The 14401-nt window shown below is 63.4% G+C and carries 13 protein-coding genes, 1 tRNA gene and 1 pseudogene; 7 read left to right on the top strand and 8 right to left on the bottom strand.

Translation table 11 applies throughout. The features are described 5' to 3' along the window. Nucleotides 1-68: 68 nt before the first annotated feature. Together AC1ROX_RS31540 and AC1ROX_RS31535 are read right to left on the bottom strand one after the other, a co-directional pair. Nucleotides 69-1073: a Bug family tripartite tricarboxylate transporter substrate binding protein gene (locus AC1ROX_RS31540; RefSeq protein WP_493132886.1), complete on the bottom strand. Its 1005-nt coding sequence runs from the start codon at nucleotides 1071-1073 to the stop codon at nucleotides 69-71. Between the two features lie 66 nt (nucleotides 1074-1139). Next, the gene (locus AC1ROX_RS31535; protein ID WP_493132884.1) at nucleotides 1140-2504 is read right to left on the bottom strand and encodes a UbiD family decarboxylase; all 1365 of its coding nucleotides are present in this window, start codon (nucleotides 2502-2504) and stop codon (nucleotides 1140-1142) included. A 38-nt stretch (nucleotides 2505-2542) separates the two neighbouring features. Here AC1ROX_RS31535 and AC1ROX_RS31530 point away from each other — a divergent pair, with 38 nt between their 5' ends. Then, nucleotides 2543-3556, top strand: coding sequence for an FUSC family protein (locus AC1ROX_RS31530; RefSeq protein WP_493132882.1), 1014 nt, complete (start codon nucleotides 2543-2545; stop codon nucleotides 3554-3556). A gap of 22 nt (nucleotides 3557-3578) precedes the next feature. Here AC1ROX_RS31530 and AC1ROX_RS31525 read toward each other — a convergent pair whose 3' ends face one another. Genes AC1ROX_RS31525 through AC1ROX_RS31510 form a run of 4 tightly spaced genes read right to left on the bottom strand, consistent with a single transcriptional unit; the run spans nucleotide 3579 to nucleotide 6675 of the window. Beyond that, nucleotides 3579-3965, bottom strand: coding sequence for a copper resistance protein CopC (locus AC1ROX_RS31525; protein ID WP_493132881.1), 387 nt, complete (start codon nucleotides 3963-3965; stop codon nucleotides 3579-3581). Then, complete coding sequence (locus AC1ROX_RS31520; protein WP_493132879.1) at nucleotides 3962-4585, bottom strand: UbiX family flavin prenyltransferase; 624 nt, start codon at nucleotides 4583-4585, stop codon at nucleotides 3962-3964. Before AC1ROX_RS31520 ends, AC1ROX_RS31525 begins: the two co-directional genes overlap by 4 nt. Nucleotides 4586-4595: 10 nt before the next feature. Beyond that, on the bottom strand, nucleotides 4596-6224 hold the full coding sequence (locus tag AC1ROX_RS31515; protein ID WP_493132877.1) for a UbiD family decarboxylase domain-containing protein: 1629 nt from the start codon (nucleotides 6222-6224) through the stop codon (nucleotides 4596-4598). Nucleotides 6225-6249: 25 nt separating this feature from the next. Continuing rightward, entirely contained in the window at nucleotides 6250-6675 is a 426-nt protein-coding gene (locus AC1ROX_RS31510) for an SRPBCC family protein (RefSeq protein ID WP_493132876.1), read from the bottom strand. A 168-nt stretch (nucleotides 6676-6843) separates the two neighbouring features. Between AC1ROX_RS31510 and AC1ROX_RS31505 the strand changes: the two genes are divergently transcribed. After that, a tRNA-Arg gene (locus AC1ROX_RS31505) sits at nucleotides 6844-6920 on the top strand. A gap of 258 nt (nucleotides 6921-7178) precedes the next feature. Here the strand turns inward: AC1ROX_RS31505 and AC1ROX_RS31500 are convergent. Both AC1ROX_RS31500 and AC1ROX_RS31495 read right to left on the bottom strand, forming a co-directional pair. Further along, on the bottom strand, nucleotides 7179-8411 hold the full coding sequence (locus AC1ROX_RS31500; RefSeq protein ID WP_493132874.1) for an acetyl-CoA C-acetyltransferase: 1233 nt from the start codon (nucleotides 8409-8411) through the stop codon (nucleotides 7179-7181). 26 nt (nucleotides 8412-8437) lie between these two features. Next, nucleotides 8438-9223: an SDR family NAD(P)-dependent oxidoreductase gene (locus AC1ROX_RS31495; RefSeq protein WP_493132872.1), complete on the bottom strand. Its 786-nt coding sequence runs from the start codon at nucleotides 9221-9223 to the stop codon at nucleotides 8438-8440. A gap of 610 nt (nucleotides 9224-9833) precedes the next feature. Here AC1ROX_RS31495 and AC1ROX_RS31490 point away from each other — a divergent pair. The 5 genes and pseudogenes from AC1ROX_RS31490 to AC1ROX_RS31470 form a co-directional block, all read left to right on the top strand. Next, a pseudogene (locus AC1ROX_RS31490) lies at nucleotides 9834-10042 on the top strand (alpha/beta fold hydrolase); the annotation flags it as partial. A 53-nt stretch (nucleotides 10043-10095) separates the two neighbouring features. Then, nucleotides 10096-10626, top strand: a complete 531-nt coding sequence (locus AC1ROX_RS31485; protein WP_493132871.1) for a VOC family protein — start codon at nucleotides 10096-10098, stop codon at nucleotides 10624-10626. Between the two features lie 893 nt (nucleotides 10627-11519). After that, nucleotides 11520-12245 carry a Crp/Fnr family transcriptional regulator gene (locus tag AC1ROX_RS31480; protein ID WP_493132869.1) on the top strand — a complete coding sequence of 242 codons (726 nt, stop codon included), beginning with the start codon at nucleotides 11520-11522 and terminating at the stop codon, nucleotides 12243-12245. 164 nt (nucleotides 12246-12409) lie between these two features. Then, on the top strand, nucleotides 12410-13132 hold the full coding sequence (locus AC1ROX_RS31475) for a Crp/Fnr family transcriptional regulator (RefSeq protein WP_493132867.1): 723 nt from the start codon (nucleotides 12410-12412) through the stop codon (nucleotides 13130-13132). Nucleotides 13133-13379: 247 nt separating this feature from the next. Next, nucleotides 13380-13967, top strand: coding sequence for a Crp/Fnr family transcriptional regulator (locus AC1ROX_RS31470; protein WP_493132865.1), 588 nt, complete (start codon nucleotides 13380-13382; stop codon nucleotides 13965-13967). The last annotated feature ends 434 nt before the right edge of the window (nucleotides 13968-14401 follow it).

Here is a 14401-nt window from a genome sequence, read left to right as displayed (position 1 = left end):
CGCCACTCCAGTGGCGCTTCATGATCATGAGCGCCACTGGAGTGGCGCGCTCCTCCGATAGGTCGCGGTCAGGAATCCGCCGTGAAGCCGATCTTCTTCACGATCGGGCCCCAGCGGTCGTAGCTCTCCTTGAGCAGCGTCGCGAGTTCCTGCGGGGTCGAGGACTTCACCTCGAGGCCCATGACGGCGAGGCCGTCGATCACGTCCTTCTGGGCGAGGGCGGCGCGCAGCGCTTCGTTGGCTCGGCTCACGACCGGCGCCGGCGTGCCGCCCGGCGCGAAGAAGCCGAACCATTCGGAGAAGACCAGGTCCTTGTAACCCTGCTCGGCGAAGGTCGGGACGTTGGGGGCGAAGCGGCTGCGGGTCTCGCCGGACACGCCGAGGAAGCGCGCCTTGCCGGCGGCGACCTGCTGGGTGAACTCGCCGACCGGGCCCGAGACGGCCTGGATCTGGCCGCCGACCATGTCCTGCACCGCAGGCTGGGTGCCGCGATAGGCGACGTGCTTCAGTTCGACACCACCCGCCTGGCCCAGCAGCACGCCGATGAAGTGCGGCACCGAGCCGGACGCCGGCGAGCCGTAGTTGGCCTTGTCCGGGTTGGCTTTGCACCAGGCCAGGAACTCCGGGATGTTCTTCACGCTGTCGGGCACCGCGGGACCGACGCAGAAGCCGAAGTCGAAGGTGCAGGCCAGGGTCACCGGCGTCACGTCGGTGAAGGCGTCGTAGGCCAGCTTCTTGTAGATGTGCGGATAGATCATCAGCATCGACGCCGGCGTCTGCAGGATCACGCTGCCGTCGGTCGCCGCACCCTTCATCGACTGGATGGCGATCTGGCCGCCGGCGCCGGCCTTGTTCTCGACGATGGCCGCCTTGGTATAGGCGCTCCCCTTGATCCCCTCGGCGACGCGCCGGCACAGCGTGTCGGACGTGCCGCCCGGCGTGAAGCCGGTGACGATGCGCACGTTCTCGAGCTGGGTACCCTGCGCGCCCGCACGGCCGGCGAGGCCCAGCGTGGCTAGCACGGCGGCGGCGCCCGAGGCGCGGACGAAGCCGCGGCGGTTCTGGTCAGTCATGTCATTCCTCCCGGTTTATGCGCGGAATGTCGCCCAAATAGGCCGTCCCGCCAAGTCCGGCGGAAGCTATTTGCGCGACACGCCGTCGAGCTCCGGTAGGGGGAAATCCTTCCAGTCGGGCACTTCCGAGACGTCCGGGAATTCCTCGCCAAACGGCTTGGTGGCATCGATGCCGACCGAGGAGGAGTAGCCGCCGTTGGTATAGGGATCGAGCGGTGCGGTGGCCGTGCGGTCGACGATGAAGACGTCCTGGCTCGGCTTCACCCGGAACGACTGTGCCCACTCGACCTCCGCCGAGTTGCGGATGTCGATGTCGGGATCGACCACGATCACCCATTTCGGATGCAGGTTGCCCGCCATCGCCGCGAGAATCGCGTGGCGCGCCTCGCCCTCGTAGCGCGGCTTCATGGCGATCACGACATAGGTCTGCACGCCGCCCGAGCTGTTGATCGAGATATCCGAAATCGTCGGGAACTGCGCCTGCAGCTGGCGCAGGATCGAGGTCTCGAACGGGATCTGCTTCAGGACATGGTTCTCGGTGATCGGCTTGCCGGTCAGCAGGCCCTGGAAGATCGCGTTCCTGCGATGTGTGATCGCGGTGATGCGCGCGACCGGCTTGGGCGAAGCCGGGGTGTAGTAGCCGGTATATTCGCCGAGCGGGCCTTCCATCTTCTCGGTCCTGGTATCGACGGTGAACTCGATCACGATCTCGGCCCAGGCCGGCACCTTCATGTCGTTGGTCACCGCCTTGGCCAGCTCGACGGGCGAACCGCGCAGGCCGCCCGACGTGAACCAGTCGTTGGTCGAATCGTTCGACTGGACCTGACCGGAATACATGATCAACGGATCGACGCCGATGACGATGGCGCCGCGCAATTCCTTCCCCATAGCGATGGCATGCGCCATGTTCTTGCCGAAGCGATGGTTCGGCGCGGAAAACACACCCAGTTCCTTCGGCCCATGGATCTGGAAACGATAGTTGCCGATGTCGGGAATGCCGGTCTCGGGATTCTCCGACACGACGATGCCGGCGGTGATGTAGGGGCCGCCGTCCTTCGGACTATAGATCGGCACCGGCAGCTTCGTGACGTCGATCGCATCGCCCGTCAGCACGATCTCCTGGCAGGGCGGCGTACCCTTGAAATCCACGGGTGCGATCGGATTGTTGATGCCCTTGAGCACCTTTTCGTGGATCGTCTGCTCGGTTGCCTCGAACGCCTTGAGCGCGAGCCTGCGATTGCCGTAGACGCCCGCCACCAGCGGGAAGTCCGTCCCGGTCTGCGTGAACAGGAGAGCCGGCCCTTGCATTGCACTGGTCTTGGCGAGGGCTTTGGCGATGTCATATTTAGGAGAGACGGGGCGTGCGATCTCGACGAGCTCACCGGCATCCTTCAAAGCCGTCAGGAAGGCGCGCAAATCTTGATAGGGCATGGTCAATCTTTCCTGACGGTTCACAAGTACAAAGCGCGATGAGTAAATTTCTTGCCGGTATCCATCGCCACGACATCGAGGCGGCCGTGCGCGTCGCCGTGGCGGTCGGCCTGCCCTTGCTGGCGCTCGAAGCCATCGGCCGCCTCGACCTCGCCGTCTATGCGGCGTTCGGCGGGCTGGCGATGCTCTACGGCAGCAGCGAGCCTGCGAAGCGGCGTGTCGAGAGCCAGGCGGTCGCGGGCGCCGGCCTCGTGCTCACAATGGCGGCGGCCCTGGCCTGGTCCGCCTCGTACGCGTCTCTCACGGTGCTGGGCATCCTGCTGGCGATCACGGTGATCGCCGCCGTCACGGTCGGCGCCGCGATGCGCTGGGTGCCACGCGGAGAGATGTTCTTCGTGCTGGTGCTGCTGATCATCGCCAGCATCCCCACGAGCTGGGACCGCCTGCCGCTCGCCATCGCCGTCGGCGCGGGCGGCGCGTCCTTTTCCGTGCTGGTAGCCTTGCTCCACCGTATCGGTGCGCCTCCGGGCGAACCAAAGCCCGACGGATGGCGCCGCCGCCTCGCTGCGGGCTACGCCGATCTCGACCATCGCCAGCATCTGGTCCTGCTGGCGGCCGCCACGCTCGGCATCCTGGCGGCGTGGGTGCTGGCACTTGTCCTGGGCATCGGCCGTCCCTACTGGGCCGCCGTCACCGTCGCGGCGCTGATGCCGGCGCTGGCCGCCAAGGACGTGTGGGGCCGCGCAATCCAGCTCATGCTGGGGACGGTGGGCGGTGTGGCGATCGCGAGCGTGCTGTTCTCGTTCAATCCCGACCATCTCGCCCTGATCGCGATCATCATCGCCTGCCAGGCCGCCGCGCAGATCGCGGTATCGCGCAATTACGGCGTCGCCATGCTCTTCTTCTGCCCGCTGGCCATCGGCATGAGCAACCTCAGCGTCGGCGCACCGTGGCCCCCCATCCTGATCGACCGGGTGGTCGAGGCGGCGCTGGGCGTGGCCGTGGCGTTTCTCGCGATCTTCGCAGGCCGCAGGATCCTCAAGGTGACTTGAGCGAGCGGACCGCACGCAGGACCTATTGCTGGTCGGAGACCTGGAAGGGAATATCGCCCGAGATGGCTTTCGTTCCCTGAAGCGTGATCACGGTCCAGTGCAGCATGTAGTCGCCCGGCGGCAGGGTCGGCGCCGACGCGAACAGGACCTGCGGTGCCGATTCGAGACGCGGGTGAAGGCGCTCGATCACCTTGTCGCCCTGCTTGATGACCAGGGTCGACTTGACGTGGTCGACCGGCCGGTCGAACCGCACGAAGAAAGCGCTGCTCCTGCGGCCGATACGGGCGTTGGCCTTCGGCTCCGACTCGGTGACGCTGACATCGTCCGTCGGCTGCTGGGCCCGGAGTGTCGCGAGGGGGCCGGCTGCCACGGTCAGCAGGGCAGCGATCGTCAGGCGTCGTAGCATCATTTACCCCTCCTGCGCTTGGCAACGGCGGGCTTCTCCACGCCGGAGGGGCCAGTCCATCGCGGAAACGTCTTGGTGTCGAGGCCGAACAGGTCGAGCACGCGCGCCACGGAATGCGTCACGATCTCGTCGACGGTCTTCGGTCGCGTATAAAAGGCCGGCGACGGCACCGCGACGATGGCGCCCATCTCGGTGACGGCCAGCATGCTCTTGATGTGGCCGGCATGCAGCGGCGTCTCGCGGAACATCAGGACGGTCCGCCGGCGCTCCTTCAGACAGACATCGGCCGCGCGCGCGACGAGGCTCGACGTCACGCCGGTTGCTATCTCGCTCAGGGTCCGCACCGAACAGGGCGCCACGATCATGCCCATCGTCTGGAACGAGCCGCTCGAGATGGACGCGGCGATATCGCCCGGCGCGTAGACGTGATCGGCCAGCGCGCGCAGCTCCGACGCCGACATGTCGGTCTCGAGCGAGCGCGTCTGATCGCCGGCCTTGGAGATCACGAGATGGCTCTCGATCTTCAGGGCGCGCAAGGCTTCCAGCACGCGGATACCGTAGACCGTCCCCGAGGCGCCGGTGATGCCGACCACCATGCGCCGCACGGGTTCGCTTGCTGCCATTTGAGGTGCCTCAGCCGCCCGTCTTGATGTGGCGCGGGTCCGAGTGATGGAGCGGCTGCGGCTTGGCCTCCCACGAGAACGGCGTCTCGGACAGCGTGTAACGATACCACGGCGGATCGTTGGCGCGGCCGAGCTTGTGCCGCAGGTTGCCGAACGCGCGGTAGAGCACCGGATAGGGCTGGCCGTGATACTGCTTCAGGATGTCGTACCAGGCGCGCGGCTCCTTACCGATAAACGCCTCCATGTCCCTGGTCAGCTCTTCTTCCGTCATGATCTTCAGCCCGGCGGGCGGATCGCCGAGGTCGGTGACGGTGCTGCGCACGAATTCGTTGGGGTTCCATTCCGGTCCCAGCGGCACGGTGCAGTCCATGCCGATCTTCGACGAGATGCCCAAGGTCGTGCTCTTGGGATCGACGGTCATGGTGTTGAGCCCGTCGAGCCGCACCGTGTCCTTGTCCGGCATGTAGCGATAGGCCATGGCGGCCAGCACCGCCTGGTCGTCCCAGATGTCGACATCGGTGTCGAACACCATGGCGATCTTCGGCAGTCCCTGCTTGGAGCAGGTCAGCATGATGCCCAGCGCCTGCTTGGAATCGCCCGCGCCCAGCGGATGGATCTTGGCGTAGGCGATGTTGGACAGGCCGCCCAGCGGGCAGCGCACTTCGCGCACGTCGATGCCGCCCTGCTTCAGGCCGTTGAACAGGTCGGCCTCGATCGCCGGCAGCTGCAGCATGTTGTCGGTGTACCAGGGGTGCAGGCCGCCGATCGTGCAGTGCTGGAAGATGCCGCCCTTGCGGTGGGTCATCGCCTTAACCTTGAGGCGATAATTGTGCTTGATGCCGCCGCCGTACATGCCGGTGAACTCGCCGTACGGACCCTCGTCGAAGACCAGGCCCTCGAGCGCCATCAGCTCGCATTCGAGCACAATCTCGGCGTTCGCCGGCACCATCACGTCGATGGTCTCGCACCTGATCATCTTCGCCGGCGCGCCGTAGAAGGCACCGAGCACCTCGAAATCGTCGGTGTCGGCGGTGACGCCGACCAGCGCCGAGATCTTGTCGATGGTCGGACCGCCCAGCACGATCGCGACCTCGAGGTTCTGGCCCTTCGCCGCCGCCGCCATCGCATGGATGCGCTGGCGATGCGAGGTGCAGGTCATGTCGACCGACTTCTCGTTCTTCGAGCGGAACATCGAGCGGTAGATGCCCCAATCGTAGACGCCGGTGTCGGGGTGCTTGCTGATGAAGAGATTGTCGTTGGTGTAGGCGTGGCCGTCGCGGTCGTGATGCAGGAACAGTGGCAGGCGCGTGAGGTCGACGTCATCGCCCTTCAGGATCACTTCCTTGCAGGGCGCCGTCGTCACCGTCTCCCACTTCACGCGGCCCTTGGAGCGCGCGACCATCTCGAGGCCGGTCCGCGTCTTGTCGCAGCCCATGGCCCAGGCGAACATGTCCTGGTTCGAATAGGCGTTGGCCAGCACCGAGAATTCGGTGTCCTTGATCTTCTCGATCAGGACGGCCTTGGTCGGATTGGCCTCCATGAGGCTCGGAACCTGGTCGACGCGGACCTCGTCCTTGATGCGGACGAGGAAGCCCGCCTTGTCCATGGCGTCGACGAACTCGGAAAGGGACTGCTGCATTGTCTTACCCGCCAGAAAAGGAAGATCAGGAATAGGCGGGCGCGGACTTGCCGTGCTCGGCGAAGGCCCTGAGGTGATGCAGCATCATGCCCCACAGGGCATTGCACTTCTCGAAATTGCCCTTCTGATGGGGCCAGCCGGAATGGGCGAAGGTGAGATGGACCCGCCCGTGCGGCGTCTTGCCCAGGCTGAACGAGACGCTGGTGCCGGCCGCATCGCCCGGCCCCTTGATGCACTTCCAGACGATGCTGTCCGCCCCCTGGGACGCGACCTCCCAGACGAAGGTGGGGCCGTCGGCATACTTGAGCGTCCACTGGCTGCCGACGCCGCTGCCGCCGGAGACTTCCGCCATGGTCCAGCCCTTGAGGCCGTCCAGGGTCGTCAGCGCCGAATGGACCTTCGCGGCATCGGCCTTGATGTTGACGGCGTGACGGAGCGCATGATCGGACACGATGAGGACCTCCCCCGGTAAACTCACTGACTACGCAGGAATAGCGTAGGGCGGATTTGAGACAACGACATTAACAGGCACCCTTCGGGGTTCAACCTCACGGGGTCTCCGGGCTTTGACGCGCTCGCGTTGCGCAGCCGAGGCCCCTCCGGTATGTTCCGCCGCGCTGGACCCGTAGCTCAGCTGGATAGAGCGCTGCCCTCCGAAGGCAGAGGTCGTGAGTTCGAATCTCGCCGGGTCCGCCATTCGCGCAGAAGACTGCGGATATCCTCCCGCACCCCGGTTTGACCGGTCACAGCCGCAATCAATGCGGCCTTGTCGTAGTGCACCCCGCTTTTCCCGTTGCCGACCACGATTCGGGCACTCCCCGGCATCGGTCTTCTCACACATTCGTTGCGAGATGACCTTCAGCCGGGCGGGGTGAGGGCGACGCTTGAGCGGGCCCGACGTGCCATCCTGCGACGGGGAATGTCCCGTCGCCCCTCAGGTCGTCGAGGGATTTCTCAGATGCGCTCGATGATGATCGCCGGCGCCATGCCGCCGGCGGCGCACATCGTGACGAGACCGAACTGCTTGTTCTGCCGCTCGAGCTCGTCGAGGACGGTCCCGATCAGGATGGCGCCGGTCGCCCCGATCGGGTGGCCGAGCGCGATCGAGCCGCCGTTGACGTTGACCTTGTCGCGATCGAGATCGAGATCGCGCACGAACTTCTCCGAGACGACGGCGAAGGCCTCGTTGATTTCCCAGAGGTCGATGTCGCTCTTCTTGAGACCGGCCTTCTCCAGAACCTTCCTGGCCGCCGGCACCGGCGCATTGAGCATCAGCTCGGGGCTGTCGCCCATGTTCGCCATGGCAACGACGCGGGCGCGCGGCTTGAGGCCATGGGCTTTGGCGTAGTCAGGCGATGCGAGCAGCACGGCGGCCGAGCCGTCGACGACGCCGGATGAATTGCCGGCATGATGGACATGCTCGATCTTGAGGTCGGGATAGGCCTGCAGGATCAGCGAGCGATAGGTCATGCCCTTGTCGTCGAGCGGGACGTCGGCCATCGCCGTGAAGGCGGCCTTGAGGTTCGCCAGGCCCTCGCGCGTCGTCTGCGGACGCGGATATTCCTCGCGATCCAGGGCGAGCGTGCCGTCTTCCTTGTAGACGGGGATCAGGGACCGGTCGAAGCGGCCCTCGGCGATCGCGGTCGCCGCGCGCTGCTGGCTGACATAGCCCGCCTCGTCCAGCGCCTGGCGCGGAATCTTCTCCAAGGTGGCGATGGCGTCGGCGCAGATGCCCTGGTGCGTCTGGGGATGATGCAGGCGCAGGCGCAGATTGCCGTTGTCCATGACCGGCGGCCCGCTGCCGCGGCTGCGGTCCATGGACATCATCTCGGTACCGCCGGCGACCACCAGGTCTTCCATGCCCGACTTGATGCAGGCGGCGGCGAGGCTCACGGCGCTGATGCCCGAACCGCAGAAACGGTCGATCGTGATGCCGCTCGCCCTGACGTCATAGCCGGCATCGAGGGCAGACATGCGGCCGAGATCGCCGCTCTGCTTCGAGACCTGGGCGGCCGTCCCCCAGATCACGTCGCCGACTTCCTTCGTGTCGATCCTGTTGCGTTCGGCGAGCGCCTTGAGAACGGTCGCACCGAGCTGTTGCGGATGAATCTCCCACAGCGCGCCCTTGCCCGCCTTGCCGACGCCGCGGGGCGTGCGGCAGGCATCGATGATCCATGCTTCGGTCATTGCTTCGTCCTTTCCCGGTTCCCGGCTCAGCGTGGCGCCATGCGGATGGCGCCGTCAACGCGTACGTCCTCGCCATTGAAGTAGCCGCAGGTGATCATCGTATGGGCGACCTGGGCATATTCCTCGGGGCGTCCCAGACGCTTGGGGAACGGCACCGAGGCAGCCAGCGCCGCCTTGACGTTGTCCGGCGCGCGCGCGAGCAGCGGCGTGTCGAAGATGCCGGGCAGGATCGTGTTGCAGCGAATTCCGTCATTGGAGAGGTCGCGCGCCACCACGAGCGTGATGCCGACGACGCCGGCCTTCGAGGCGGTATAGGCGACCTGGCCGATCTGGCCGTCCTCGGCCGCGACCGATGCGGTGTTGAGGATCACGCCGCGATCGCCGTCGGGCTGCGGCGCAAGCGTCAGCATGCCCGCCGCCGACTTGGTGATGCAGCGAAACGTGCCGATGAGATTGACGTTGATGATGCGCTCGAAGTTCTCCAGGGGATATTCCTTGGGAGCACCGGTCGTCCGGTCGAGCGATGCTGTCTTCTGCGCACCGCCGCCGACACCGGCACAGTTCACCAGAATGCGCTCCTGCCCGTTGGCCGCCCGCGCCTTCGCGAACCCGGCCTCGACCTCTTCGGTCGACGTCACGTTGACCTTGCAGAAGACGCCGCCGATTTCCCTGGCGAGCGTCTCGCCCTGCTCCTCATTGAGGTCGAAGATCGCGACCTTCACGCCGTACGAGGCAAGCATGCGCGAGGTGGCGGCGCCGAGGCCGGACGCGCCGCCCGTAACGACCGCGGCCACTGTCTTATCGAGTTGCATGAGCGATGATTTCCTCGAGATATGATGCCCTGAGTGGCTTGCCAGGATTGTTAAAGCATCGCGACCGCGGTTGGCCAGAGGTGTGTATCGGGCCCCCGAACCGTGGAACCGCCGTTCGAAAGCGATGATGGCCAACCGGCCTGCACCCATTGTGCGTGCCATTGCGTTTCGAGATCGGTCGCTCGTGTCTGGCCAGATCTGGTCGGCAATCCGGCTGACGGGGCGCCGGCTCCTCCGAAGGCAGAGGTCGTGAGTTCGAATCTCGCGGGTCCGCCATTTTCCATGGCCTGAGCTGCTCTGCGAGTCAGTTCAGGCACATATATTCCGACCACCCAATCGACCAACTTCGGCGCGTCGGTACCCTCTTGGGTCAAAGCCAGAGGCCGTGGGATTACATCGCTAGCTGAGTGGGCCAGCCCAGCATCAGTTTGATCGATCCCAGTGATCCAACACCGTGTCGATAGCTGCGTGGATGCTTACGAGAGGAACATCATCACGAGCCTGAACCGATAGCCCGAGCAGAAGTGCATCAATGAGAGTGGCGAGTCCTTGGACTTTTGACTTGGCGAGTTCGCCCTTCTTTCCTGCGCGTTCGACGACCCTGCGATTGGCCACGCTCGAGTACAAGAGGCAACCACTCGAGAACCGGTGCTTGGCCTGGGTGGGGACCAGCGGTTCGGTGCGCATATGGTCCCGATGCTCAAGGAGTTCGCCAGCAATGTGACAGGCGGCTCGATCGCGCGTTGTAGCCACTATGTCGCGGACGAGCGGCCGGACGAAGTGGCGGCCGCTCTGATCGATTTCCTCAAGCCCAACTGAAACTTTGCGCCCGCAATCACAGTGGATCGATTAAGTAGGAAAGGAAAACTGTCATGACCGCACCCGTCATTCGGGGCGTCAATCATATCGGCATCACGGTGCCCGACATCGAAGCCGCGAAATCGTTCCTGGTGGAAGCTTTTGGCGGCCAGGTAATCTACCAGTCCTTCGAACCGCAGGATGCGCCGCGGCAGGGACCCGAATTCGAGCGGGCCGTTGGCGCCTTTCCCGGAACGGTCGTGCGCGCGCAGGCGATGGTCAAGATCGGAACCGGACCTGACATCGAACTCTTCGAAATGCATGGCCCGGAACAAGCCCAGCCGATCCGAGCGAGCGACTTCGGCATCACGCACTTCGCTCTCTACACCGACGACATCGATGCATCGGTCGAGCGCTTCGAGAAGGCCGGAGGCACCCCCCTCACCGCGCCGCGCGCTATTCCCTATGCAACCGAGAAAGGTCCTGGAAACAAGGTCTGCTATTGCCGCATGCCGTGGGGCACAACGATGGAATTCATCACCACGCCGGACCGCATGGCCTATCATGCCCAGACCAATCTGCGCAGGTGGCAGGACGAGGACTGAGCAGGGCGCGAAACGGCACCCGTTCGTGGATTCCGCCTTTCACTGATGGCCCCCCTCTGTCTGGTTTCGTGCAACTTTTTCCGTATTGAGCCGTTGGGCTATTGACTATTGGCTCTCACGAGGGGACCTCCGATGATCGAGCCGACCCTCAAGTCCATCCCTCCGAACAGCCTTCACTGAAGCGGAAGCTGCGCCAGCGGTATTGCGGAACAAACAGTACTCCGTCGGCTTTATGAAAAGGGCGCCGCAACCCCTTCTGCGCACCTCGCGACAAGGACGTGTCGCTGAATTACACCCGCCTTCGCGCCCTGACGCAGCTCCTGTCACGGCCTCTAAATCCGCCGGAGAAGCTCTCAAGCGCATCGCCCGACTTTCTCTCGAAGAGCAAGCCGCAGCGCTCTTCGCGAAGATGGGACAGGGGTAGCAGTAGCCGAGTATCCTCAACTGGCGATTGTACCCAGGGAGCCTAAGCAGTGCGGCTGTATGCCGGTAAAGTTACCGTTTTATAGTTCGTCAACAAACAGACAATTGTCCGAAATCGTGCAAAACTGAACTTTCAGCCCGACTGCCGGGGAAGCTATGAGCGTGACGGTACTTGCTGCCCGCAACACGCTCTTCGAAGTGCTTTGCGAGGATCTTCGAGAGAAAACCGCGCTTTGCTTGCCCAGGCCCGCAGATATCGCGCGCTCGAAACGGGGCGAGCAGCAGTTGAGCGGGATTCAGTCGATTCTCGTCATTCGGCACCGGAGATCGGCGCGCAACACCCTTTCTGAGACTCTTCGTGGGCTCAAGATTGAGCTGCCGACATGAGAATCTCAGCTGCAGCCCAACAGAGGAAACGATCAAATCGGCTGGGATTTGATCACCTGAGGCGTAAACTAAAGAGTTTCGGGGTGGAAGAAGCCGAAGTGGAGGCTGTTCTCAATCGGATCGCCGTCACAACCATCAGCAGACGATCTGAGGACATTATTGCCCCCGGCAGCTCACCGAGTCATTCAACCGTGTTGTTGGACGGTATTGCATGCATGTACGAGCGGCTGCCAAACGGCGACCGGCAGATATATGCTTTTCAGTATCCGGGAGACTTCTGCGACCTCAACCGGCATGTGCTGCCAGGTGGAAACCATGACGTCGCTGTCGCCGCAATTTCAGACTGCAGGATCGGCATCATCGATCACAGCGAGCTGGATCGACTGGTATCAGACTATCCATCATTGGGCTTGGCCTTGTGGCGCAGCACGATGCTGGAAGCGGCCATGTTACGGAACAGGTTGCTGACCGTTGGACGACAGCCTGCACTGCAGCGTATCGCCCATCTCCTGTGCGAACAGTTGGCCCAGCAGGGAATGGTCGGCATCACCAGCGCAATCGTTCCGTTCAGGCAGATAGACCTGGCCGATGCGGCGGGCCTTTCTATCGTCCACGTCAACCGCACATTCAACGAGCTTCAACGACGAGGCCTTTTGGTGAAGGAGGGGCGCAGGATGAGAGTAGTGGACAGAACTCGTCTCGCCCTTCTGGCCGCCTTTGACGGCGCCTATCTCAATATGCCCCATCTTCTCTCGGATTGGACGCTCGAGATCGAACGCCCCCGACGGCGTGTCGAGCGTACGCCTTAGATCAATTCAGGTGGTGGACGGCACCACCACGAGCAGATCGACAGGGTGCTCTCGGCGCCTGACGCGCACCAGTTGTCCGGTTCGGCCAATCAGGAGGAGCCGGTTGTTCAACCGCATGTTGACGCAGGGGCCTCTTTGAGGCCGCCCGCTCCGGGAAGGTTTACATGGATTACTTCCAGAACAATCGGCTACTGCGGGTGCTGTCGCCCACCGACCGTAATTTGTTGCGTCCTGCTTTGAGTGGCTTCGAGTTGGCGCCAGGGCATCGCCTGGAAACCGCCGGGGCTCCGACCGAACAAGCCTACTTCATCGAGACCGGGCTCGCGGCCGTGGTGGCGCGGTCGCCCGGTCGTGAAATTGGCATTGGCGTCGTCGGCAACGATGGGATGACAGGTCTCGATCTCCTGCTGGAGGCGGGCCAGGCAGCCAATCATACGCTGGTTCAATCGGGAGGAAGCGCCTTGGGCATTGGGGCTGCCGACCTGAAACAGGCCATGAGAAGCAGCGGCAGCTTGCGCGCGCTTCTGCTGCGCTATGCCCACGTCTTCATGGTGCAGACGAGCCAGACCGCGCTCACCAACAGCCATGCTTCCATTGAGGAGCGCTTGGCACGCTGGATTCTGATGTCCCACGATCGCTTTTCCAGCAATGACCTGACGGTCACGCATGAATTCATCGCATTGATGGTCGGCGTGCGGCGTCAGGGGATCACCGAGGCTCTTCACCTTCTGGAAGGGCGGCACCTCATCAAGTCGACGCGAAACAACCTGCACGTCGTTGAACGAAGGGGCCTGATTGAACTCGCCTCCGGCTCCTACGGCGTTTGCGAGGCCGAGTACGAGCGGCTGATCGACGGCAAGTTTCGACGGCCTTTCGCGCCCGACTGAGGCAGGACTTTCAGAAAGACGCCTTCGGGCGCGAGTTGAAAGCGTATCCGGTGCGCGGCGGAGAACGCTCCATGCGCTGGTGGCGGCGATCGACACCCCGATTGTCCGAAACTGGACTAAAGGTTCCTTGGCGACGAAGGGCTGGTTAGCTTCACGAAGATAGAAATCAAACAGCGACATCACGCCAGCGACCTTGGACCGCCCCCGAGCTATTCGCTTTTTTGGACACGCCGCATCGAGCCTGTTGATGCCGCATCTCTCGGAGGCAGAGTTAATCGCAGGTCAGCCCCTGACGGTGGCTGGCCAGCGACCTCAAATCACCTACTTTCCTGTCGATTGCCTCCTCAGCATCGTGTCGAACGAGGGGATCGAAGCACTAAGCGTCGGCCGCGAGGGGTCGAGTTTTCCCGAACTCGCACTGAATTCCGCGGTTCTACCGTTGGGCGTCGTCGTTTCGATCAGCGGGCGTGCGTGGTCGATCGAAACCGCCAAACTCCAGTCACTTGCCGCGGCCAACGGCGCGATCCAGACGGGTCTCGCCGAAGCTTGCCAAGCGGCGTTCTATCAGGCGGCGCTCGTGTCGATCGGACGCGCAAAAGCCTCGCGCACAGGGAACCTCGCACGTTGGCTATACCGCGGATGCGAAGCCACCGGGCGAGTGTCGTTGGCAATCAGTCACGCGAACCTGGGGAGTTTGCTTGGTACGCGGCGCCAAACGATCACGACCAGTCTCGCGGAGATGGAAGGCATGCAGCTGATTGCAGCTCGACGAACTTTGATTACCATTCGTGACTTCGCTGGTCTGGCGCAAATGAGAGATAAACCAGCTTATTAATTGTTGCGTGCGTAGTTGGCGGCACATTGTTTATCAGCACGCCAGATTCGAGGGCTGGATCCGCCCTTTGCCGCCCAATAGAGGCAATGATCAGCCTTCGGCAATGTCCGGTAATGGACATACCGGCAACCTAGCTCGTATTGATGTTAGAATAGTCCATGCACGAGCAAACGACGGTTCGAGTTCGCTGGCATGGTCGAGTATGGCTATCGAAGAATCTCAAGATAAGCCTCGAAGTCTGTACCGCGTGCGCATTACCCGCTCCGGTCCGTCTGCCGCGCCCTTTGGTTGGCAAATCATCCGCCATGACACTGGGGAAACCATAGTCTCAGCAAAGACGTTCGCTACGCTGTTTGAAGCTCTTGTCGACTCGACCAGGGTTGCCGGCCCCATAGCCTTCAGGGACTTGAGCGACGGCATCTGAAGTCCCGAGA

The sequence above is a fragment of the Reyranella sp. GW821-FHT14A01 genome, assembly GCF_058803965.1.
The sequence above is the reverse complement of the archived record's forward strand: the minus strand, read 5'-3'. Positions and strand labels throughout refer to the sequence as shown.